Below are 19,895 nucleotides of genomic sequence, written 5' to 3'. Positions count from 1 at the left end.
TCACCGATGTGAGCAGGAAGAGAAATCATGAAGACAATCACCCCCACGCCCCCCGCCCATTGCACCTTTGATCCAGAGGACTGGCTGCGGCTGGCCCGCTGCTGGCACCCGGTGGCCCGCGCCTGCGATATTACCGGCGCCCCGGTGAAAGCCACCCTGCTGGACGAACAGCTGGTTATCTACCGTATTAAAGGCCAGGTGGTGGTCGCCCGCGACGTCTGCCCGCACCGCGGGGTGCCGCTGACCCTGGGGTTTCATGAAGAGGAAGGCATCGTGTGCCCCTATCATGGCCTGCGCTTTGGTGAGGATGGCCGCTGCAACCGTATCCCCTCCAGTCCGGGGCAACCCATTCCGGCCAAATTGCATCTCACCAGCTTCGCCGTGGAGGAGCGCTACGGGCTGATCTGGACCTGCCTGGCCTGCGATCCGGACAATCCGCCGCCGTTACCGACCATGCCGCACTGGGACGACGCGGGATTTCAGCAAATCAACTGCCCGGCCTTCGAGGTGAAGGGATTTGCCGGCCGCCAGGTCGAAGGCTTTCTCGATGTCGCCCACTTCGCGTGGATCCACACCGACACCTTCGCCGATCCGGACAACCAGCAGGTGCCGGACTACACCCCGCAGGAGACGCCGTTCGGCTTTGTTGCCGACTACTGGAGCTCGGTGGGCAATTACCCGGCCAGCTCCGATTTCCGCGCGCCGGAAGGGTTCCAGTGGCTGCGTCACTTTGAAATGCATCTGCCGTTCACCGCTACGCTGACCATCCATTTTCCCGCCGACGCCAGGCTGGTGATCATGAACGCCGCCTCGCCGGTGTCGTCACGGGTGACGCGGATGTTTGCCCCTATTGCCCGCAATTTCGACCTGCACGTGCCGGTGGAAGACGTACATGCGTTCAACCTGCGAGTGTTCGAAGAGGACCGCCTGATGGTAGAAACCCAGCGTCCGGAGCGGCTGCCGCTGGATCTGACCCTTGAGGCGCATATTCCGGCAGACCGTAGCTCCATCGCCTACCGGCGCGGGCTGAAGAAGATGGGTTTTGGCGATTTCTTTCTGGTATGAGTGGAGGTCATATGCGCGACATATTCCCCGTGGTGGTCGATGGCCTGTGGCGTCAGGGCGCGAAAAATCTGGCCGTTCGTCTGGTGAGCGCCGAGGGGCAACCGCTGCCGGCGTGGACACCCGGCGCCCATATCGATCTCCATCTTCCCTGCGGGCTGATCCGCCAGTACTCCCTGACCGGCAGCCCGGCCGAACGGGATCACTATCTGCTCTGCATCGCCCGCGAGGCGCAGTCCCGCGGTGGCTCAGGCTATGTCCACGACACCCTGCGCCCGGGACAACCGCTGATGATCTCTGCCCCGCGCAACCACTTTCCGCTGCACGAGGGCGGCCATGTGGTGCTTCTCGCCGCCGGGATCGGCATTACGCCACTGCTGGCGATGGCCCACGCCCGGGCGGCGTCCGGCGCCAGCTTTACGCTGCACTATTACGTTAGCCGTGCGCAGGAGGCCGCCTTCGCCACCGAGATCGCCCGCCAGCTAACCGGTGGAATCTGCCAGATCCACTGCTCAGACGAGGGGCAGAGTCCGCGCCAGCGGCTGGCGCAGGATCTGGGGGCTCCGGACGCCGACACCCGGGTCTACTTCTGCGGTCCGCCCGGATTTATGGCCCGGGTTCGCGATACCGCGCGGGCGGCCGGATGGGAGGAGGCGCAATTGCACAGCGAAGCGTTCCAGCCGCCCGCCCCGACGGCAGCGTCGGCGGCGGACGGAACCTTCACCATCACCCTCGCCTCCACCGGGGAACGCTGGCCGGTCCCGGGGAACAAAACCATCGCCCAGGTGCTACAGGAGCATGGCGTCGCGGTGCCGCTCTCCTGCGAGATGGGGATCTGCGGCGCCTGCCTGACGCCGGTGCGGGAGGGAACCGTCGACCACCGGGATACCGTGCAGTCGGAGGCGGAAAAACAGGCCGCAGAGCAGCATATTGCGCTGTGCTGCTCCCGCAGCCTGTCGGCCAATTTAGTTATCGATCTCGCGGGATAAGCGGCCCGTCTCCGGCTGGTCAGCGCTGGCGACCGGTTTCACCCGCACGGCGGCGAAAACAATCACCATCGCGCTCAACAGCAGCAGACCGCTGCCGGTGAAGACGCCGCTGGCGCCGTGCAAATCAAACACCGCCCCGCCGCCGGCGGCCCCGGCGCTGATGGCCAGCTGAATAGAGGCGACCAGCAGACCGCCCGCGCCTTCTGCTTCATCCGGCACGGTGGTGGCAAGCCAGGTGGACCAGGCCACCGGCACCAGACCGAAGGCAAATCCCCACAGGGCGACCAGCAGCCCGTCCAGCATGGTCAGATGGCCAAACGTCACCATCAGCAGCGCCAGAACGCTCATCATCAACGGCACCAGCGCCAGGGTCAGGCGCAGGCTACGGCTCAGCAGATAGCTCGCCACCGAGGTGCCGATAAAGTTAGCGATACCGAAGCCGAGCAATATCAGCGAGACCCCTTCGACACTGGCCTGCGCCACGGTCTCAAGGAACGGCCGCAGGTAGGTAAAGAAGGCGAAATGGCCGCTAAAAATCAGGATTGTCGCCAGCATGCCGCCCAGCATACCGGGACGGCGCAGCACCCTGAACAGCGTGGAGAAGGTCCCGACGCTCTCCGGACGCATGGAGGGCAGCACCCACAGTTGCCAGAGCAGCGCCAGCAGGCTGGGTATCGCACAGAGAATAAATACGTTGCGCCAGCCGATCAGCTCGCCAAGATAGCTGCCGAGCGGCGCGGCTACCACCGTAGCGACAGACACCGCGGAAAAGATGATCGCCAGCGCCTTCGGCACATGGGCCGCCGGCACCAGACGCATCGCCGTGGCAGTGGACATCGCCCAGAAGCCGCCGATGGCGACCCCCAGCAGCAGACGGCCCAGCAGGAGAAACGCCAGCGAATCGGCAAAAGCGACCATCAGGCTGGAGACTATCTGCAGCACGGAAAAGAACATCAGCACCCAGCGGCGATCGATATTGCGGGTGGCGGTGGCGATCAGCAGGCCGGTGACTAACGCCACCAGCGCCGTCGCGGTGACCGCCTGTCCGGCCATCCCTTCACTGACCCCGAGGCTGCTGGCCATCGGCGTTAACAGGCTGGCGGGCAGAAACTCGGCCACGATCAGGCCGAACACCCCGAGGGCCAGGGCATAGACGGCGCGCCAGGCAGGTTTGGCGGGTGACAGGCTCGCGTCAGCAGCTATGCAGGAACTCATATACATCTCTCCAGTTTTATTAACATCCTGGTCATCTTAGGGACTTACCTTTGGACGATATATGATGCATACTCTTCAGTTATTGATTATTCGTCCGGAATTACCATGAGCCAGCCTGGCATCGACCTGACCAGCGAACTGTTGCGCGGGATGCGCCTCTCCGGCGTTAACTACCGGCGCATCGAAACCGCACGCCCGTTCGGCGTCGGCTTTAGCGCCGTGGCGGGTAAAGCCCAGTTCCATTTCATCAGCCGCGGGCCGGTGCTGCTGCGCATGGCCAGCGGAGAACAGTTCACCCTCGAGAGCGGCGATGCACTGTTTATTCCCAACGGCGACGGGCACGCCCTGCTTTCTGATCCGCAGGCCACGGTGGTCAATGTGGCCCAGCTGCCCAGCGAAACGGTGTGCAGCACGGTAAGCTGTATCAACGCCGGCGGCCGCCCGGACTGCCCGGAGCGCGCCGTCATTTTCAGCGGTTGTATGGATTTTGAGCTCGGCGGCATGCAGCCGCTGGTGAAGGCCATGCCCGAGGTGATGCGGGTCAGCAGCCTGCTAAACACCTGGCCGGAGATCCAGCCGCTGTTGGTAGCGATGGAGCGGGAATCCCTCACCCGCCAGGTAGGCTATGCCGGGATCCTCGCCCGGCTGGCGGACGTGGTGGCCGCGCTGATTGTCCGTGGCTGGGTCGAGTGCGGATGTGGCAACGCCACCGGTTGGGTACAGGTCCTGCGCGATCCCCGGCTGGCAAAAGCGATCTATGCCATGCATCAGCGCCCGGGGGTCAACTGGAAAGTGGAAGATCTGGCGCGGGAGGCGGGGCTTTCACGCTCGCTGTTCGCGGAACGTTTTCTCGCCGCGACAGACACCACCCCCGCCCGCTATCTGACCGAGCTGCGTATGCGGCTGGCGGTGCAGTACATCACCCACGAAGGCCAGGCGCTGGAAACGGTCGCCTTCAGCCTCGGGTATCAATCGCTGGCGGCCTTCAGCCGGGCCTTCAAACGCATCACCGGCCAGCCGCCGGGGGCCCTGCGCGCCACGGCACGCTAGATTCAGCTTTTATGTAAAGCGATACACGCCGTTGCCGACGCGAAAGCGCTGCCCCTTAAGCGCCGGGTTGGCGACGCGAAACACCAGTTCGGTCAGCTGGTTAGCGGGTCCTTCGCGGAAAGTAAACCACTGGCCGCCCACGTCCAGTCCCTGCTCCCCCTGTGGCGGGAAGCCCAGCAGCGCCTGCCAGCGATCGCGTACCGCCTGCGGATTGACCACCTCGAACACCGCCTGCTCAAGCGCAATGTCGCCCAGCGGGTGCGGCACGTCCAGTTCCTGAGCGCGCAGCCGCGCCAGCCGGGTGGTATCGTCTTCTCCCCACTGCAGCACAAATGGATAGACCAGCCCGTCAGTGTCGCCATCGATGGTGAAGATCCGCCAGCGGATGATATTGCCCTGCGGATCGTTGCGCTGACCATCGACAATCGGTGATACCGCCAACCCCTTGCGACGCAACTGGTCATGAGTGGCCTCGATGTCGTCGCTGCGCAGCGCCACCCGAAACAGCGCTTCGTTCTCCGGCAGCAACCGCTCGGCATCCCGCGAAAGCAGGAACCTGTCCGTCGCGGCGCGCAGTTCGTCCGGGTCGGAAATGGCGAGGAATTCGATATAGGTCAGGCCAAAATAGCTCAGCGCATTGCGGGTTCCCCACCCCGGATGTCGCCCTCCGGCCACCGCCCGCAGCTGCTGGTCGGCAAAGGTCTGAATGGCCGCTTCCGGCTGATTCACAAACTGTACTGCGTGGTCCCACTGCAAGGTTGCCATGATCTCTCCCGCGATTGTGCCTGTTCAGGCGCTTGCGGCAAAAGATAGTGCTGGGGTGAAGGGAATGGCAAACAAGAATTAAATATATCGAAAGCTGGATAAGTGATTTATATCAACGCGGTATGTTGAGTCTAACCGGTGATGAAACGGCGGGCTAAGAACCGCCCGCCGGAGGGATCAGACCGACCCTTCTTTCTCGATCACCAGAATACGCGCCGCCCCCTGCGGATGGGCGACATGCTCGCATCCCACTTCGGCGTAGAAGATATCGCCGGCGTTCAGCATGATGACCTGCTCCTCGCCGTCGACTTTCACATGCATCGCCACCTGACCATCCATCACGGCAAACACCTCCTGACCATCGTTGATGTGCCAGATATAGGGTTGGTCGGTCCAGTGCAGACGCACGGTGGTCCCGGAAAAATTGGCGATATCCAGCGCGCCCCACGCGCGGTCGGCGGTGAAATCTTTACTGCTCCAGCTCTGCATGATGGTGTCCTGTGGTAAGGGTTATTTTTTCTGCCAGTTTGCCCAGGGATCCGCTTTCTCCACCGGCGCGTCATCATCAAGGGAGGCGAGATACATGGCCTCAACCTCTTTGCGCGCCCACGGCGTCCGGCGGAGAAATTTGAGGCTGGACTTAATGCTGGGATCGCTTTTAAAGCAGTTAATGTTGACCTGGCGGGCCATTTCCGCCCAGCCATAGCGCGCCACCAGGGCATTGAGCAGCGCTTCCAGCGTCACGCCGTGCAGGGGATCTTTCGAGCTGTGCATTACGATACGTCCGTTCCGCATTAAAAAAGTGCGCCTACCTTACTGGCTCTGACCGACGGGCGCAACCGGCTTCATTACGCGCTTTGCGCCTATATCTATTTAACGCAAAAGCACTGAACCCCGCGCGGTCATAAATTAGAAAATAACGTTATTGGTTGCTTATTTGGCCTTGAGGCAAGCTGTGTTCAGCCCCGGACAGAGGAAATCACCATGCGCTGCTGTTGTGCCCGAACCCTGAACCTGAATCAACCCATAACTTATTACCCCGTTTTCGGAGAACACAATGAACGCGACCACCCTGCCGATTCTCGACCTGGCCCGCTACGCGGACCCCGCGGATAAAGCGGCCTTCCTGGCCGACCTGCGTCACGCCGCCCGCGACATCGGCTTCTTCTATTTGATCAACCACGGTGTGGACGACGCGCTTCAGTATGAAGTTCAGCGCCAGTCCCAACGCTTTTTTGCCCTCGATGAAGCGCAAAAACAGCAGGTAGCGATGATCCACTCCCCGCATTTTCGCGGCTATAACCGCGCGGCCTCAGAGCTGACGCGCGGCCAGCCTGACTGGCGAGAGCAGTTTGATATCGGCGCCGAACGCCCGGCGCTGACCCTCAGCGACGATGCCCCGCGCTGGCAGCGCCTGCAGGGTCCGAATCTGTGGCCTGCCGCCCTGCCGTCGCTTAAACCGGTGTTACTTCACTGGCAACAGCAGATGACCCAGGTGGGCATCCGCCTGCTGCGCGCTTTTGCCGAAGCCCTGCAGCTCCCGGAGAATGCCTTTGACCGGCTCTACGGCGAGAAACCCAACGAGCATATCAAACTGATCCGCTATCCCGGCCAGCAGGAGACCCAAAGCAGCCAGGGCGTCGGCGCCCATAAAGATTCCGGTTTCCTCAGCTTCCTGCTGCAGGACGAACAGAAAGGACTGCAGGTAGAGGTCGCGCCTGGACAATGGATCGACGCCGTGCCGCTGGCCGGCAGCTTTGTGGTCAATATTGGCGAACTGCTGGAGCTGGCGACCAACGGGTATTTGCGCGCCACCGTCCATCGCGTGGTGTCGCCGCCGGCGCAGCAGCAGCGCCTCTCCATCGCTTTCTTCCTCGGCGCCCAGCTTGACGCGGTGGTGCCGGTTTACACCCTGCCGCCCGAACTGGCGCGTGAAGCGCGAGGTCCGGACAGCGACCCGCACAATCCGCTGCTACGCGATGTCGGCTGGAATTATCTCAAGGGCCGTCTGCGTTCCCATCCGGACGTGGCGGAACGCTACTATCAGGACGTGTTTCGCGAACGCGCCGAGCAATTGATCGTTTAACCATAACTAAAAAGGAACACACCATGAAATATGCCGCTTTTAAACTGGCAGGGGTCGCACTGTCTCTTTCTCTGGCATGGACGTCTGCCCAGGCTGCCGCGCTGCGCGTCGCCGCGGACCCGGTTCCCCACGCGGAGATCCTCAACTACATCAAAAAAATCGATCCCAGCCTCGATCTGAAGGTGGTGGAGCTGACCAGCGGGGTCAACGCCAATGAACTGCTGGCCAGTGGCGATGTGGATGCCAACTACTTCCAGCATGTTCCCTATCTGAAGGATCAGGAAAAAGCGCTGGGTAAAACCTTTGCCGTCGCGGCCACCGTGCATATTGAGCCGCTGGGAATTTACTCGCATAAGCATAAAGATTTCTCATCACTGCCGGAAAACGCCACCGTGGCGGTGCCGAATAACACCACCAACCTGAGCCGGGCGCTGTTCCTGCTGCAGGCGCAGAAGCTTATTAAGCTGGATCCCAAATTTACCGACCCGGCCACCACCCTGGCGACGCCGAAGGATATTGTCGAGAACCCGAAACACCTGAAGATTCTGGAGATTGAATCACCGCAGATCCCGCGTTCCCTCGACGATGTCGACCTGGCGGTGATTAACGGTAACTACGCGCTGGAAGCCAGCCTGGTGCCAGCGAAAGATGCCCTGGGGCTGGAAAGCGCCGAGCATAATCCGTACGCCAATATTCTGGTGACCACCCCAGCCCTGGCGAATGACCCGCGCATTAAGGCGCTGGCGAAAGATCTGACGTCACCGCAGGTGGCGGAGTTTATCCGTAAAACCTACAACGGCTCGGTGATCCCGGTGGCCCCTCAGTCATGATAACCATCGAAGGGCTGAGCAAAACCTACGCCGGAACCGGCCGACCGGCGCTGAACGATATCGCGTTGCAGATACCGAAAGGGGCAATATACGGCATTCTCGGGCGCAGTGGCGCCGGCAAAAGTACGCTCATCCGCTGTCTCAATTTACTGGAGCGGCCCACCTCGGGCCGCATTCTGGTGAACGGACAGGATATTACCCAGTTGAACAAGGCGGCGCTGCGGGATTATCGCCTGCGCACCGGGATGATTTTCCAGCACTTCAATCTGCTGCATGCCCGCACCGTCGCTGACAACATCGCGGTGCCGCTGGAGATTGCCGGAGTGCCGAGGGCCGCTCGCGAGGCCAGGGTGCGCGAACTGCTGGAGCTGGTGGATCTCAGCGAAAAGGCCGCCGCCTTCCCGTCGCAGCTTTCCGGTGGGCAAAAACAGCGCGTCGGCATCGCCCGGGCGCTGGCCGCCCGGCCGGAAGTGTTGCTGTGCGATGAGGCGACCAGTGCGCTGGATCCCGAGACCACCGCCTCGGTGCTGGCCCTGCTGGCGGATATTAACCAGCGCCTCAATCTGACCATCGTGTTGATTACGCACCAGCTGGAGGTAGTGAAAACCATTTGTGACCACGCGGCGCTGCTGGAACAGGGCGAGATTGTCGAGAGCGGTAAACTCGCCGACCTGCTGGTGACCCCATGGTCGCGGCTGCGCCAGTCGTTGCTGCACGACCCGCAGGCTGAACAAGATTTTCTTACCCGTCACGGCGTTCAGGGGAGGCCATTATGCGGAGTAGCATGAGCTGGGAAGATTTGTGGCCGTTATTACTCGACGGCACGCTGGATACGCTTTATATGGTGGGCCTGGCGGCCCTGTTTACCGTTCTGATCGGGCTGCCCACCGGCGTGCTGTTATTTATTTCCCGCGCCAACGGGCTGGCGCCGATGCCGAAACTGAACGCGCTGTTAGGCGCGGTGATCAACATCGGCAGGTCGCTGCCGTTTATCGTGCTGCTGATCGCCCTGATCCCCTTTACCCGCCTGATCGTCGGCACCACGCTGGGCAGCACCGCCGCCATCGTGCCGGTGACCATCGGGGCCTTTCCGTTCTTTGCCCGTCTGACGGAAAACGCGCTCGACGAGGTGGACTACGGGAGAATCGAAGCCATTCTGTCGATGGGCGGTAACGTCTGGCACGTGATTTTTAAATCCCTGCTGCCGGAAGCCCTGCCAACGCTGCTGGCCGGGATCACGCTGACCATCGTGATGCTGATTGGTTTCTCCTCCATGGCCGGTGTGATCGGCGGCGGTGGACTCGGCGACCTCGCCATCCGCTACGGCTATCAGCGGTTTAATAATGAAGTCATGTTTGGCACGGTGCTGATCCTGGTGGCGATGGTCCAGGGCGTGCAAATGGCCGGCGATCGGCTGGTGCGCAGCCTGGCCCACCGTCGCTAACCGTCAGACACTAGTTCCAGCCGCACTCTGCCGCCAGCTGACGAACCAGACTGGCGGCGTCACACTCGCGGATCAACCCCACACCCTGCCCGGCCCAGTGGGCGCCATACTCATGAACGCCCTGGGCTTTCGCGGCGGCGGCCAGCGCTTTGCCGATATCATACGCCAGCGGATAATCCGGCACGGCGCTCGCCGGACAGGCTTCCCCCAGCGCACAGAAGGCATTCGCCAGACAGCGTGCCGGACGCCCGGATATCGCGGAGGTCAGCACCGTACGTCCGTCAATGCTGTTGTTGATCGCCGCGCGATAACCGGCGCCGGCGGCCGATTCCGGACACAGTAAAAACGCCGTACCGAGCTGAACGCCCTGCGCCCCCAACTGCATTACGCTGGTGATCCCCGCCCCGTCCATGATGCCCCCGGCGGCTACCACCGGGATGGTTAGCCGACGCCGCAGAAGTTGCACCAGGGTGAAGGTGCTCAGTTGGGCATCAGGCTCCTGCGGAGCAAAGATCCCCCGGTGCCCGCCCGCCTCATAGCCCTGAGCGACCACTACGTCGATCCCCTGCTGTTCAATCAGCAGCGCCTCCTGGAGCGAGGTTGCCGTCGCCAGGGTGACAATCCGCTGCTGTCGCAGACGCTGGATCGTCTCACGTTCAGGAAGACCAAAATGAAAACTCACCACCGCCGGCGACAGGTCGAGAAGCAGCTCCAGCATCGGCGCATGACCGATAAATGTCTGGTAGATCTCGCTTAACGAATCCGGTGGCGTACTGCCATAGCGGGCAAAATGGGGTCGTAAAGTTGTTGCCCAGTCGGCTTCCCGCCGGGCGTCGCGCCGGGGGGGCGCATGGCAGAACAGATTGACATTGAACGGACGGTCCGTCAGCTGGCGGGTGGCGACTATCATCGCTTCCGCCTGGGCAACGGTTGAAGCACCCAGCCCCAGCGAGCCCAGCGCGCCGGCATGACTTACCGCGGCAGCCAGCGCGGGGGTGGAGACGCCCGCCATCGGGGCCTGAATCAGGGGATAATCAATATCAATAAGCGAAAGCAGCGGGTTGCTCATGGTTTCCTCATGCATTAGCGGTGCCGGAGGCTTACCATCTCCTTTAAAGATGGTAAGATCAACATCATTATCGTATTGAGAAGAAAAATATGAACCACAGCACACTAGAGATCTTCATTCAGGTGGCAGAAACGCAGAGCGTCACCCAGGCAGCAAAACGGCTGGGCCGCGCACAGTCCAATATCACGACCCGCATTCAGCAGCTGGAAGAGGAGCTTGCCGTTGAGCTCTTCGTTCGCGGCAACAAAAAAATGGTGTTGTCCCCGGCGGGCGTGCAGTTTCTCAGCTATGCCCGGCGGATCCTGAGCCTGGCGGAAGAGGCAAAGCAGGCTCTGCATCCGACAACCCCAGGCGGCAGTCTGCGTCTGGGCGCGATGGAGGCGACCGCCGCCAGCCGGCTGCCGCCGCTGCTAACCCGCTTTCAACAACGGTGCCCGCAGGTGGATATCACCCTCATCACCCAACCGACCCGCCAGTTAACCGAGGGAGTGTTAACCGCCGCCCTCGATGCCGCGCTGGTCTGCCTGCCGCCTGGGGCCGATGGTCAACCGGCCTGTCCCGCCGAGCTAGCATCCATCCCGGTGTTTTATGAAACGCTGATGCTGGTCCGTCCGCAGACCCCGGGCCCGCTGCGGTTCGCGGCATTCGCCAGCGGCTGCAGCTACCGCGCGCTGGGCGAACGCTGGCTGGCGGAGCAGCAGGCGGCCGTCGAGGTGCATGAGGTCAACTCCTATCACAGCATGCTCGCCTGCGTGGCTTCCGGACGCTACGCCTGCCTGCTGCCGCAGAGCGTGCTGTCGCAGATGACGCTTCCCGAAAACTGCCTTAGCGAACCGCTGTGTGAGGCGACCACCCAGCTTATCTGGCGCAGCGGCTTGAACGCCCCCGCGCTTAACGAGTGGCGCAAGCTGCTGCAAAGCGTGGCGATTGGCTAAGCCTGGCGTTCGGTAAAGACCAGCCCTGCGGCAATCAGCAGCGCCAGCGCCGCGGCATAGAGCGCCGGGTTAAATGAAGCCGCGATCTGATACAGCGCGCCGGCGATAAGCGGCCCGGCAATCTGTCCCACGCCGTACAGTGCAGTCATCGCGGCAATCATATTGAAGCTCACCTGATGGCTGAGACTTTTTGCCTTCGGCAGCGCAATGGTGACGGTGCCCATAAAGGTAAAGCCCACCAATAGCGCGCTTAGCACGCAAAACAGCAGTGAAGCGCTGCAGGCTGGAAGGATCACGCCAAGCGCCTGGACGATCAGGTTGCGGGTCAGCGCCTGCCGGTACCCCCACTTTAGCACCAGCTTATGCCAGATAAGGCAGGACGGCGCGGCCGCCAGACCAAACAGCGCCCACAGATGGACCGGGTCAACGCTCTGCAGCGAACCAGACAGAAACAACGGCAGATAAGTGGCGGTGATGATATAGCCGAAGCCCGCCAGGCCGTAAACCATCAATAGTCGCCACGCCGCGCGACGCGTATCGCTCCCGGCCTCAGGCAAGGAGGTCTCAACATGGGAAACCCTCACCAGTGCAGCCGGCGGAGTCAGCAGCCAACGGATCGCCAGCGCCAGCAGCAGACCGGCGCATAATGCGCAGAGCAGCCAGATCTGCTGGCTGGTGAGGCTCAGGGCATGTCCAAGGGCGATCCCCTCCGCAGAGATAAATATCCCCAGCCCCACCCCGGCATACAGCAACGGCGCCCCGTGATGATGGCCCATATGTTCCAGCAGCCACAGCGAACCAGCAATCAGCGTTATCGCGCTCAGCGCGCCGGCGACGGCGCGCAGCGCAATAATGGTCCACGGCGAGCTCACCCAGGCCAGCAGCGCCAGGCTGGCGATGGTCAACCCGGCGGAGATAATGCTCAGTCGGCTGGCGGCCCCAGGCTGTACCCGCGCCAGCAGCAACGCGCCGACCAGATAACCAGCGTAATTGGCCGACGCGGCGAGATTGCCCTGGTGCAGGGTCAACAGACCTTCATTAAGCATCAGCGGCAGCACGCCGGTGAAGGCAAAGCGCCCGTAGCCCATGCCGATCATCAGTACTATCGACCCAGCCAGTGCCAGCCATATGGCCTGGCGCGATCTGTTATTCATCCACCACCTCACAATGATTCTCATATTAAGAACAATAGTATTTTATAATTCTTTTTTTATTATGATTAAGAGAGAATGTCGGCGCAAGGCGGACGTTAATCCGCTATGGTATTGACAGAGAGAAAATGGCGCCCGGGCACGTCTTAACACACGCCGGGCCGATTTACCGGTACAGTATCAACTTGAGCTTTTGCTTACGGGAGCCATTATGTTGTTCAGCCATATGCGTATTGCCAGACCGGTCAGTGAACTGGACGCCACCGCCAGCATGTATTGCGCCGGGCTGGGGCTTCAGCAACTCGGCAGCTTTACCGATCATGAAGGATTCAGCGGGATTATGCTCGGCGCGCCCGACGCGGGCTGGCATCTGGAATTCACCCACTGTCGCCACCATCCCGTCACTCCCTCGCCAGGAGATGAAGATTTGCTGGTGCTGTATTACCCACAGCAGGCGGAATGGCAAGCACAGTGCGCCGCCATGGACGCCGCCGGGTTTCTGCGGGTTACGGCGTTTAACCCTTACTGGGAGGTCAATGGCGTCACTTTCGTCGACCGCGACGGCTATCGCACCGTGTTGCAAAACCGCGCCTGGGGAGAAGTACGAAGCGCTTCCGATCACGAGGAGAATCAATAAATTCCCCTATATGCCCTGCGCCGCGTCCGGCGCGGGCGCTATGGCTCTTCCGCCCGCAGCCACGGCGTCACCGTGAGCCCGGCCAGCAGCCCTTCCGGACTGAGCAATCGGGTGACCGTCTGTCCCCACGGTTCGTCGCGCGCCGCGACGAGCAGGCGGTATCCCTGCTGCTGCAGCCGCGCCGTCGCCGCAGTAAGGTCGCGGACCTCAAACTCAATCCATGCCTGCGGCACCGGCTCCGTCTCCGGCCACTGGTCCTGACCAAAGCAGGACTGCGCCGCCTGCGCCAGCGGCCACAGCGCGAAATGTTTCACCCCGCCGATGGCATCCTGCTCGCTGAGGAGATACGCCTCGTTACCCGGCATCGGCTTTAGCGGCAAACCCAACGCCTGACAATAGAAGTCACGGCTTTGCGACGTGCTGCGGGTGATGGGACCGAAGCCCGCAATGAACAAAACGTCAATATCAGCGAAATCGTGGGACATGTTCTCTCCTGAACGCGGTGGTAAGCTAACGCCATCATGCCCGTACGCAGGCGCCAGCGGCAAACCCGATTAATGGCGGGCGCATGCACAACATCATCGACGGTACAGACCGTTGCGCCCCTTCGGACAGACGGCGACTTCATCGGTGACAGATAAAACGCCCTCGCGACTCGCCAGCGTCCTCGCGGCGCGCTATGCTAAACATCCCTTGTATTAATCACTTATCCCTATGAGCACTTCCGTCAGCACCACGCAACTCAATTTGCGCATCATTTCGATCGTTGTCTTCACCTGTATCTGCTATCTCTCCATCGGCCTGCCGCTGGCCGTACTGCCGGGATACATTCACTATCAGCTGGGCTACAGCACCTTTGTCGCCGGGATTGTGATCAGCCTGCAATACATCTCAACGCTGATCAGTCGACCGCACGCCGGGCGCTATACCGATATCTGGGGCCCGAAAAAAGTGGTCAGTCTCGGGATCATCTGCTGTTTGCTGAGCGGTGCATTCACCCTGCTGGCGGTGCTTTTGCAGGCGACGCCGATGCTGGCCATCGCCGCGCTGCTGGCGGGCCGGGTGTTTCTTGGTGTCGGCGAGAGCTTTACCGCGACCGGCGCCACGCTCTGGGGGATCAAAACCGTCGGCGCGATCCATACCTCGCGGGTGATCTCCTGGAATGGCGTGGCGACCTATATCGCCATGGCGATCGGGGCGCCGCTGGGGGTCACCCTTAACCACTATTTCGGCATTAGCGGATTTGCCACGGTGGTGGTGGTGGTGGCCGCCATCGGCCTGCAGTTCGCCCGCACCCGCCAGGATGTCAGCGTGACTGCCGGTGTCAGAGCGCCCTTTCACGCAGTGGTACGAAAAATTTGGCCTTATGGCCTGGGGCTGGCCTTTGGTACCGTTGGCTTCGGCGTTATCGCCACCTTCATCACCCTCTATTTTGCGGCGCACAGCTGGCAGGGCGCGGCGTTTACCCTCTCCCTGTTCAGCGTCGGCTTTATCTGCGTCCGCCTGGTGCTGGGAAATACCATTACCCGCTATGGCGGGGTCCCGGTCTCGCTGGTCTGCTTTGTGATCGAGTGTCTCGGCCTGCTGCTGATCTGGCTGGCGCCGTCAGCCTGGGTGGCCGGCGTCGGCGCCTTTCTCACCGGCTCGGGTTTTTCCCTGGTCTTCCCGGCGCTAGGGGTCGAGGCAGTCAAACAGGTGGAAGAGCAAAACCAGGGGACCGCCCTCGGCACCTACTCGGCGTTTCTTGACCTGGCGCTGGGACTCACCGGGCCGCTGGCCGGATGGGTCGCCGGCTTCTACGACCTCGCCACGCTATATCTGTTGGCGGCGATTGTCGTGGTGTTCGCTTTCCTGCTCATTTTACGCGTCCAGCGACAACAGCGAGCCGTCTCAGGAACGTAGTCAGCCCTGGCCCGCGGATCGCCGCGGGCAAAAAACGAATCGGCAATTGACGACGATTCGGCTTCCATGCCAACATCCTCCTCAGCGTCTGACAACAGATGCAAGGACGGTAGCGGAGAACAACAGAGATCGCACAACGATCCAGCCCGGCGCCGTAGTCCAATCCGAATCACTGACCCACACGGTGAATTCCTGATTCTGGCGGGAAACACAGACATGCACCAAAGTTTTAATCAGCGCGTTCATTTCTATTACTGCGTCCTGGTCGCGCTGAAGATGCACGGAAAGTCGAAAAAATCGGGCGGTATCAGAGGAAAGAATAACTTTCTGCTGAAATGGCTGCGCCGGGCGCAGGATAACAACATCTTCCCGCCCGATATCACCAGCGAAATTGAATGGCTGCGAGGTAAAATCATTCAGGCCGGTTACGACACCGATCTCGAACCGATGCTGGATTTTGTTTACGCCACCGCCAGCCGCGCTGAAGCGCTCAAGAACGCCGAATAAGTCACTGCGCCCGCAACGGGCGCAGTGACTGTCCATCCCACCGCCTCCCTGAGCGTACCGACCAGACGCGAAAAGCCCACTGATGTTTATTCTTTTAGTGACACTGTCACGAAGTGGGTTACCGCTGGTAACATTCGGCGGCTGACAGTCGGCCTGTGGCGTTCTATGCTTTGCCCAGTCTTCCCTCACACTGGACCGCGCTATGGCTGACTGGAACCCTTCTTTGTATCTGCAATTTGACGCTGAACGTACCCGCCCCGCGGCCGACCTGCTCTCGCGTATTGCCCATCTGCAGGTTGAGCACGTTGTCGACCTTGGCTGCGGGCCGGGAAACAGCACCCGCCTGCTGCGCGCCGCCTGGCCGCTGGCGGCAATCACCGGTATCGATAACTCCCCGGCCATGCTGGCTCAGGCGGCACAGGCCTTACCCGACTGTGAGTTCATCGACGCCGATATTGCCCGCTGGCGGCCTGCGCAACCGGTAGACGTGATCTATGCGAACGCCTCTCTGCAGTGGCTGGCGGATCATGAGATGCTGTTTCCACATCTGGTGGCGCAGCTGGCAGTCAACGGGACGCTGGCCGTGCAAATGCCGGATAACTGGCAGGAACCTTCGCATACCCTGATGCGCCAGGTCGCCGACGAGCAGGGATTACCGGACCGCGGGCGCCAGCCCTTACTCCCGCCGGACGCCTGGTATGACATGCTGACCCGTCAGGGTTGTGAAGTTGATATCTGGCGCACCACCTATTTTCATCCCCTCGCTTCCCATCAGGCGATAAGCGACTGGTTGCAGGGGACCGGATTGCGTCCCTATCTGGCCGGCCTGGACGAGCAGTCCAGAAACGCATTTCTGACACGCTATGTCGAACTACTGGCCGAACACTATCCGTTACAGTGTAACGGAAAGGTGCTCCTGCGATTCCCCAGGTTGTTTATCGTGGCGCGAAAAATCGACGTCTAACCGGAATGAGCGCTTAAGCGTGGCAATGAATAAGGAGAACAGGGTGAAAAATCATCCTGTTTATCAGGACGAAATATCCTGAACATTGCGATATTCAACCTCTTTCCCGGCATGCGACAGTGATTGCCATCTCAACACCCAATAACGGGAGTCACTGTGGAAAATAGCGCTGTTAATCGCAACACCCTGGCCGCCATTGCGCCAAAACTGGCCGAACTGACCGAAACGGTACTGTTTGGTGATATCTGGGCTCGCCGCGATCTGTCGCCCCGCGAACGGAGCCTGATCACCCTTTCTGCCCTGACGGCGCTGGGTAAAACCCAGCAACTGCCGTGGCATATTGCTCTCGGCTATCAAAATGGCCTGAGCCAGGCCGAAATCGTCGAGCTGTTCACCCATCTGGCGTTCTATGCCGGCTGGCCGGCGGCGGCCAGCGCCCTGACCTGTCTGAATGAGCAGGAGACACCATGCCCCTGACCCGCATATCGCTTGGCACGGCCTGGCGTCCCACGGAGTTTGCTCAATTGTCGGCGCTCTTTCATGAGTGTCTGGTGGCAGAGTTCGACGTGCCGTCAGCAGATAAATTTCAGTTTATCGAGCAGGCCGCCGACGAGCAGCGCATTTACGACCCGAACTACCTCAGCGACGGACGCAGCACCCGCTTCGTGCTGTTTCATATTTTCGCCGGTAAACCGCGCAGCCGGGCGCAGAAACAGGGGCTTTATCGTCGGCTCTGTGCGCGGTTAGACGATGAGATGGCGGTCAGCCCGCAGGACGTGATGGTGGTTATCCAGTTTAACCAGCGGGAGGACTGGAGTTTTAGCGCAGGGAAGATGGCGGATGAATAACGCCGGCGGCGCCGCATGAGGCGCCGCGTTTCAGCACTATATTATTTGCTACCAGGCACAACAGCGATCGTTCCATGAATCACGATACATGATGTTCCCTTCTGTGTATCTCCAGGTGATCGTCTCATAACGGAAATCAATGTCTTCAAGGTGAGTACTTGTCATTCCGGCCGGATGTAAATTTGGTGTGATTGCCGTAATCTTAATATTCGCCATCGCTATGTTAAAATATTCAATTTCCAGTCCCGCCTCATTTATTCTGTACATTTTTAGCGTTGCCGATTTTAAGGTTCGACCTTCACAAAGAGCCCTAAATAACAAAGGTGTTGTTCTGTCAAACTCTTTTTGAATTTTAACCGGTGTATGAAGACGGGTTCCCGTCAGCTTTCCTGTATTATTATCGGTAGGTAACCAAACATGATGATTCACTGCGCGCAATTCGATGGAACCTGTACGTGTGGGCATCAGGCAAGAACCTATAATAGGCGAATCATTCTCATCAGTTAACCATAAATATGCTGGATTTGACATTACCCCTCCTCTTTCATATCAGTTTTTAACTTTAAACCAAACAACAACGTGAAACCCAATGATTAATAAAATAAAAAGTCCTATTAAGTTAATGGCAATGTCAGGGAAAAGAGAGACTGCAATCATGCTAAATACAATGATTAATAATACAATGCCCCACCCCCATAAAAAAAGAATGAATTCTTCCTTTAACCATCTTTTCAAGAAACCCATCCATTCACCTCATTAATTTAATAAGTAATTCAGCAAGTTCATCATCAGAAATAATCATCGGATTTAAATAAGGAACTCCTGTGATGACAGGTTCGATGAGAAAGTACATCATCTCCAGATGGTTGGCATATAAGGCATTGTAATAAAATGAATTATGCATTTTCAAATTGTCAGCGCTATTTGCGGCATCCTGTATCAATCCATACACGTTCAATACCACTGCGGTAGCAGTTACACTCCCTTTAAGGACTAATGACCTTGCCCTGTTGATACGCCCATATACAACAGTATTAAACCTGGAAGTCTGGCAAATCATGGTTGCTACTGCCATGATTAAAATCCGATTAGTTAACCCTGCTGATGATAGGTAAACTCCCGCCCCGACAAGCTTCTTAAGAATATATTGAGCTTTTTCTTCTTTTTTATTTTGAAAGTAGGTTTCTATATATATTTTAATCATTTGGAAAATGATATCACGGTTTTTAACTAACTGCGTCAGCCCTGCAATAAATCTTGTGTCCTCTTGCTTTAACTTTGAGCAAACATCCTGATAATTATTCATTAAGCAGGAAGTATAATACGAAGCACGGGTTATACCATTTCCCATTTGATTCAGTGTATCAATAACATTCTTTTTCACTCCAGCAAATGCTTCATCAAATTTCATGGCCAGAATACGCTCTGCCTCGATAGAGGTAATAATGAAATCCCTATAATACATAATCAGATCCTTCCTTTATTAGATCATTCATTGTTCATGCATATATTTCTTATGATCATCTGGCCTTTCAATATACTTATAAAAAGATGGTCTTGATAGTAATATTGACTTTACTATTTTTGTTTAAATTCACTCGCACCCTGCCCGGTTAAAAATATCTCAGTTAGCTATTATTCATATTTTTGCCGGTAAACCGCGCAGCCGGGCGCAGAAACAGAGGCTTTATCGTCGGCTCTGTGCGCGGTTAGCCGATGAGATGGCGGTCAGCCCGCAGGACGTGATGGTGGTTATCCAGTTTAACCAGCGGGAGGACTGGAGTTTTAGCGCAGGGAAGATGGTGGATGAATAACGCCGGCGGCGCCGCATGAGGCGCCGCGTTTCAGCACGATATCTTTGCTACCAGGCGAGATGATGCACCAGTGAGAGATCCCAGGCCGTAGCCAATAGTGAAAGAAACATAATCAGATTGACCACTGTGTCGAGACGTTTTTCCATCGTTGCTTCTCCTGAGCCGGTTTCCCCTGTTATAGCGGGAAAAGCTTAACAACCTCTTACCGCTTCAGGACCCAAGCGTGATCCTGTAGCGCACATAATCGTCAGCCGGGGTAAACTCATCATACAGATGACGGGCGGGATTATCACGGCGCGTATGCCAGTACAACCGTGACCAGCCTTTGTCTGCCCCTTCGGTTTGCAGCGACTTAATGATTGTTCTGGCAATGCCTTGTCCACGGAAGGCAGGATCGACAAACAGATCCTCCAGATAGCAGATGGGCGTGGTGACCCAGGTTCCCTCGTGAAGAATGCAGATGGCGAACCCCACCACCGTATCATCGACCACAGCCACCCTGCCCAGCACCGGGGAGTTCTCGTCCAGCATTCGCTGCCAGGTGCATTTTGCAGCGGAGTGACCGACCGGCTTGATAGCTGTGATAAAAAAGCATGTTGTAACTAATTAAAGGGCTTTAAAACCCGG

At 59.0% G+C, this 19,895-nt stretch carries 24 protein-coding genes and 2 pseudogenes; 15 read left to right on the top strand and 11 right to left on the bottom strand.

Features of this window, described 5'->3' with window-relative positions:
- The first annotated feature begins 27 nt into the window (after positions 1-27).
- Together hpxD and hpxE are read left to right on the top strand one after the other, a co-directional pair.
- Positions 28-1,065, top strand: a complete 1,038-nt coding sequence (hpxD, locus tag AS136_RS16090) for a molybdenum cofactor-independent xanthine hydroxylase subunit HpxD (RefSeq protein WP_004148366.1) — start codon at positions 28-30, stop codon at positions 1,063-1,065.
- Positions 1,066-1,076: 11 nt separating this feature from the next.
- Positions 1,077-2,051: a molybdenum cofactor-independent xanthine hydroxylase subunit HpxE gene (hpxE, locus tag AS136_RS16085; protein ID WP_023322602.1), complete on the top strand. Its 975-nt coding sequence runs from the start codon at positions 1,077-1,079 to the stop codon at positions 2,049-2,051.
- Here the strand turns inward: hpxE and AS136_RS16080 are convergent.
- The gene (locus AS136_RS16080; RefSeq protein ID WP_063266843.1) at positions 2,028-3,266 is read right to left on the bottom strand and encodes an MFS transporter; all 1,239 of its coding nucleotides are present in this window, start codon (positions 3,264-3,266) and stop codon (positions 2,028-2,030) included. The two genes, hpxE and AS136_RS16080, sit on opposite strands and share 24 nt — an antisense overlap.
- Positions 3,267-3,371: 105 nt before the next feature.
- Here AS136_RS16080 and AS136_RS16075 point away from each other — a divergent pair, with 105 nt between their 5' ends.
- Positions 3,372-4,316, top strand: coding sequence for an AraC family transcriptional regulator (locus AS136_RS16075; protein ID WP_008804928.1), 945 nt, complete (start codon positions 3,372-3,374; stop codon positions 4,314-4,316).
- A gap of 9 nt (positions 4,317-4,325) precedes the next feature.
- On the opposite strand, the gene AS136_RS16070 is transcribed toward AS136_RS16075, so the two are convergent.
- From AS136_RS16070 to AS136_RS16060, 3 genes are all read right to left on the bottom strand, one after another.
- Positions 4,326-5,081 (bottom strand): VOC family protein, encoded by a 756-nt coding sequence (locus tag AS136_RS16070; protein ID WP_023297599.1) that lies wholly within the window; start codon positions 5,079-5,081, stop codon positions 4,326-4,328.
- 177 nt (positions 5,082-5,258) lie between these two features.
- The gene (locus AS136_RS16065; protein ID WP_004205936.1) at positions 5,259-5,570 is read right to left on the bottom strand and encodes a cupin domain-containing protein; all 312 of its coding nucleotides are present in this window, start codon (positions 5,568-5,570) and stop codon (positions 5,259-5,261) included.
- 21 nt (positions 5,571-5,591) lie between these two features.
- Positions 5,592-5,855: a VF530 family protein gene (locus AS136_RS16060; protein WP_002904643.1), complete on the bottom strand. Its 264-nt coding sequence runs from the start codon at positions 5,853-5,855 to the stop codon at positions 5,592-5,594.
- A 283-nt stretch (positions 5,856-6,138) separates the two neighbouring features.
- On the opposite strand from AS136_RS16060, the gene AS136_RS16055 reads away from it, so the two are divergent.
- From AS136_RS16055 to AS136_RS16040, 4 genes are read left to right on the top strand one after another with little or no spacing between them, the layout of a single operon-like run.
- Positions 6,139-7,167 carry an isopenicillin N synthase family dioxygenase gene (locus tag AS136_RS16055; RefSeq protein WP_008804931.1) on the top strand — a complete coding sequence of 343 codons (1,029 nt, stop codon included), beginning with the start codon at positions 6,139-6,141 and terminating at the stop codon, positions 7,165-7,167.
- A gap of 23 nt (positions 7,168-7,190) precedes the next feature.
- Positions 7,191-7,997, top strand: coding sequence for a MetQ/NlpA family ABC transporter substrate-binding protein (locus AS136_RS16050; RefSeq protein WP_023322600.1), 807 nt, complete (start codon positions 7,191-7,193; stop codon positions 7,995-7,997).
- Entirely contained in the window at positions 7,994-8,785 is a 792-nt protein-coding gene (locus AS136_RS16045; RefSeq protein WP_008804932.1) for a methionine ABC transporter ATP-binding protein, read from the top strand. Before AS136_RS16050 ends, AS136_RS16045 begins: the two co-directional genes overlap by 4 nt.
- Positions 8,782-9,441 carry a methionine ABC transporter permease gene (locus tag AS136_RS16040; RefSeq protein ID WP_004217626.1) on the top strand — a complete coding sequence of 220 codons (660 nt, stop codon included), beginning with the start codon at positions 8,782-8,784 and terminating at the stop codon, positions 9,439-9,441. Before AS136_RS16045 ends, AS136_RS16040 begins: the two co-directional genes overlap by 4 nt.
- Positions 9,442-9,451: 10 nt before the next feature.
- Here AS136_RS16040 and AS136_RS16035 read toward each other — a convergent pair whose 3' ends face one another.
- Complete coding sequence (locus AS136_RS16035; RefSeq protein WP_063266867.1) at positions 9,452-10,510, bottom strand: NAD(P)H-dependent flavin oxidoreductase; 1,059 nt, start codon at positions 10,508-10,510, stop codon at positions 9,452-9,454.
- A gap of 89 nt (positions 10,511-10,599) precedes the next feature.
- Here AS136_RS16035 and AS136_RS16030 point away from each other — a divergent pair, with 89 nt between their 5' ends.
- A complete protein-coding gene (locus AS136_RS16030; RefSeq protein ID WP_023322598.1) occupies positions 10,600-11,445 on the top strand; it encodes a LysR substrate-binding domain-containing protein in 846 nt (281 codons plus the stop codon).
- On the opposite strand, the gene AS136_RS16025 is transcribed toward AS136_RS16030, so the two are convergent.
- On the bottom strand, positions 11,442-12,599 hold the full coding sequence (locus AS136_RS16025; RefSeq protein WP_023322597.1) for a YbfB/YjiJ family MFS transporter: 1,158 nt from the start codon (positions 12,597-12,599) through the stop codon (positions 11,442-11,444). The genes AS136_RS16030 and AS136_RS16025 overlap by 4 nt on opposite strands.
- Positions 12,600-12,807: 208 nt before the next feature.
- Here AS136_RS16025 and AS136_RS16020 point away from each other — a divergent pair, with 208 nt between their 5' ends.
- Positions 12,808-13,233 carry a VOC family protein gene (locus AS136_RS16020; RefSeq protein WP_016161001.1) on the top strand — a complete coding sequence of 142 codons (426 nt, stop codon included), beginning with the start codon at positions 12,808-12,810 and terminating at the stop codon, positions 13,231-13,233.
- Between the two features lie 38 nt (positions 13,234-13,271).
- Here AS136_RS16020 and AS136_RS16015 read toward each other — a convergent pair whose 3' ends face one another.
- A complete protein-coding gene (locus AS136_RS16015; protein WP_012541761.1) occupies positions 13,272-13,718 on the bottom strand; it encodes a VOC family protein in 447 nt (148 codons plus the stop codon).
- Between the two features lie 229 nt (positions 13,719-13,947).
- Between AS136_RS16015 and AS136_RS16010 the strand changes: the two genes are divergently transcribed.
- The 5 genes from AS136_RS16010 to AS136_RS15990 all read left to right on the top strand — a co-directional run bounded on the left by AS136_RS16010 (position 13,948) and on the right by AS136_RS15990 (position 17,454).
- Complete coding sequence (locus AS136_RS16010) at positions 13,948-15,135, top strand: MFS transporter (RefSeq protein WP_023322596.1); 1,188 nt, start codon at positions 13,948-13,950, stop codon at positions 15,133-15,135.
- Between the two features lie 216 nt (positions 15,136-15,351).
- A complete protein-coding gene (locus tag AS136_RS16005; protein ID WP_008804940.1) occupies positions 15,352-15,642 on the top strand; it encodes a hypothetical protein in 291 nt (96 codons plus the stop codon).
- 202 nt (positions 15,643-15,844) lie between these two features.
- Entirely contained in the window at positions 15,845-16,606 is a 762-nt protein-coding gene (gene tam / locus AS136_RS16000) for a trans-aconitate 2-methyltransferase (protein WP_023322595.1), read from the top strand.
- 156 nt (positions 16,607-16,762) lie between these two features.
- Positions 16,763-17,083: a carboxymuconolactone decarboxylase family protein gene (locus AS136_RS15995; RefSeq protein WP_008804942.1), complete on the top strand. Its 321-nt coding sequence runs from the start codon at positions 16,763-16,765 to the stop codon at positions 17,081-17,083.
- On the top strand, positions 17,074-17,454 hold the full coding sequence (locus AS136_RS15990) for a tautomerase family protein (RefSeq protein ID WP_023322594.1): 381 nt from the start codon (positions 17,074-17,076) through the stop codon (positions 17,452-17,454). Before AS136_RS15995 ends, AS136_RS15990 begins: the two co-directional genes overlap by 10 nt.
- 48 nt (positions 17,455-17,502) lie before the next feature.
- Here the strand turns inward: AS136_RS15990 and AS136_RS26955 are convergent, their stop codons facing one another.
- Genes AS136_RS26955 through AS136_RS15980 form a run of 3 tightly spaced genes read right to left on the bottom strand, consistent with a single transcriptional unit; the run spans position 17,503 to position 18,919 of the window.
- Positions 17,503-17,985, bottom strand: a complete 483-nt coding sequence (locus tag AS136_RS26955) for an Hcp family type VI secretion system effector (protein ID WP_012968258.1) — start codon at positions 17,983-17,985, stop codon at positions 17,503-17,505.
- Between the two features lie 18 nt (positions 17,986-18,003).
- Positions 18,004-18,198 (bottom strand): hypothetical protein, encoded by a 195-nt coding sequence (locus tag AS136_RS15985; protein WP_004184000.1) that lies wholly within the window; start codon positions 18,196-18,198, stop codon positions 18,004-18,006.
- A 4-nt stretch (positions 18,199-18,202) separates the two neighbouring features.
- A complete protein-coding gene (locus AS136_RS15980; RefSeq protein WP_023322593.1) occupies positions 18,203-18,919 on the bottom strand; it encodes a hypothetical protein in 717 nt (238 codons plus the stop codon).
- 172 nt (positions 18,920-19,091) lie between these two features.
- Between AS136_RS15980 and AS136_RS15975 the strand changes: the two are divergent.
- Positions 19,092-19,268: pseudogene (locus AS136_RS15975) on the top strand (tautomerase family protein); the annotation flags it as partial.
- Positions 19,269-19,478: 210 nt separating this feature from the next.
- Here the strand turns inward: AS136_RS15975 and AS136_RS15970 are convergent.
- Positions 19,479-19,817: pseudogene (locus tag AS136_RS15970) on the bottom strand (GNAT family N-acetyltransferase); the annotation flags it as partial.
- Positions 19,818-19,895: the final 78 nt, after the last annotated feature.

Origin of the sequence: Klebsiella sp. D5A, from assembly GCF_001620885.1 — a bacterium.
GTDB lineage: Bacteria > Pseudomonadota > Gammaproteobacteria > Enterobacterales > Enterobacteriaceae > Klebsiella > Klebsiella variicola.
Note: the sequence above shows the minus strand (reverse complement) of the source record. Positions and strands in the feature narration are given on the sequence as shown.

Bases quoted from the DNA above. Each gene is read 5' to 3' on its own strand.
- hpxD (WP_004148366.1), top strand. From the start codon at position 28: ATGAAGACAATCACCCCCACGCCCCCCGCCCATTGCACCTTTGATCCA.
- hpxE (WP_023322602.1), top strand. From the start codon at position 1,077: ATGCGCGACATATTCCCCGTGGTGGTCGATGGCCTGTGGCGTCAGGGC.
- AS136_RS16080 (WP_063266843.1), bottom strand. From the start codon at position 3,266: ATGAGTTCCTGCATAGCTGCTGACGCGAGCCTGTCACCCGCCAAACCT.
- AS136_RS16075 (WP_008804928.1), top strand. From the start codon at position 3,372: ATGAGCCAGCCTGGCATCGACCTGACCAGCGAACTGTTGCGCGGGATG.
- AS136_RS16070 (WP_023297599.1), bottom strand. From the start codon at position 5,081: ATGGCAACCTTGCAGTGGGACCACGCAGTACAGTTTGTGAATCAGCCG.
- AS136_RS16065 (WP_004205936.1), bottom strand. From the start codon at position 5,570: ATGCAGAGCTGGAGCAGTAAAGATTTCACCGCCGACCGCGCGTGGGGC.
- AS136_RS16060 (WP_002904643.1), bottom strand. From the start codon at position 5,855: ATGCACAGCTCGAAAGATCCCCTGCACGGCGTGACGCTGGAAGCGCTG.
- AS136_RS16055 (WP_008804931.1), top strand. From the start codon at position 6,139: ATGAACGCGACCACCCTGCCGATTCTCGACCTGGCCCGCTACGCGGAC.
- AS136_RS16050 (WP_023322600.1), top strand. From the start codon at position 7,191: ATGAAATATGCCGCTTTTAAACTGGCAGGGGTCGCACTGTCTCTTTCT.
- AS136_RS16045 (WP_008804932.1), top strand. From the start codon at position 7,994: ATGATAACCATCGAAGGGCTGAGCAAAACCTACGCCGGAACCGGCCGA.
- AS136_RS16040 (WP_004217626.1), top strand. From the start codon at position 8,782: ATGAGCTGGGAAGATTTGTGGCCGTTATTACTCGACGGCACGCTGGAT.
- AS136_RS16035 (WP_063266867.1), bottom strand. From the start codon at position 10,510: ATGAGCAACCCGCTGCTTTCGCTTATTGATATTGATTATCCCCTGATT.
- AS136_RS16030 (WP_023322598.1), top strand. From the start codon at position 10,600: ATGAACCACAGCACACTAGAGATCTTCATTCAGGTGGCAGAAACGCAG.
- AS136_RS16025 (WP_023322597.1), bottom strand. From the start codon at position 12,599: ATGAATAACAGATCGCGCCAGGCCATATGGCTGGCACTGGCTGGGTCG.
- AS136_RS16020 (WP_016161001.1), top strand. From the start codon at position 12,808: ATGTTGTTCAGCCATATGCGTATTGCCAGACCGGTCAGTGAACTGGAC.
- AS136_RS16015 (WP_012541761.1), bottom strand. From the start codon at position 13,718: ATGTCCCACGATTTCGCTGATATTGACGTTTTGTTCATTGCGGGCTTC.
- AS136_RS16010 (WP_023322596.1), top strand. From the start codon at position 13,948: ATGAGCACTTCCGTCAGCACCACGCAACTCAATTTGCGCATCATTTCG.
- AS136_RS16005 (WP_008804940.1), top strand. From the start codon at position 15,352: ATGCACCAAAGTTTTAATCAGCGCGTTCATTTCTATTACTGCGTCCTG.
- tam (WP_023322595.1), top strand. From the start codon at position 15,845: ATGGCTGACTGGAACCCTTCTTTGTATCTGCAATTTGACGCTGAACGT.
- AS136_RS15990 (WP_023322594.1), top strand. From the start codon at position 17,074: ATGCCCCTGACCCGCATATCGCTTGGCACGGCCTGGCGTCCCACGGAG.
- AS136_RS26955 (WP_012968258.1), bottom strand. From the start codon at position 17,985: ATGTCAAATCCAGCATATTTATGGTTAACTGATGAGAATGATTCGCCT.
- AS136_RS15985 (WP_004184000.1), bottom strand. From the start codon at position 18,198: ATGGGTTTCTTGAAAAGATGGTTAAAGGAAGAATTCATTCTTTTTTTA.
- AS136_RS15980 (WP_023322593.1), bottom strand. From the start codon at position 18,919: ATGTATTATAGGGATTTCATTATTACCTCTATCGAGGCAGAGCGTATT.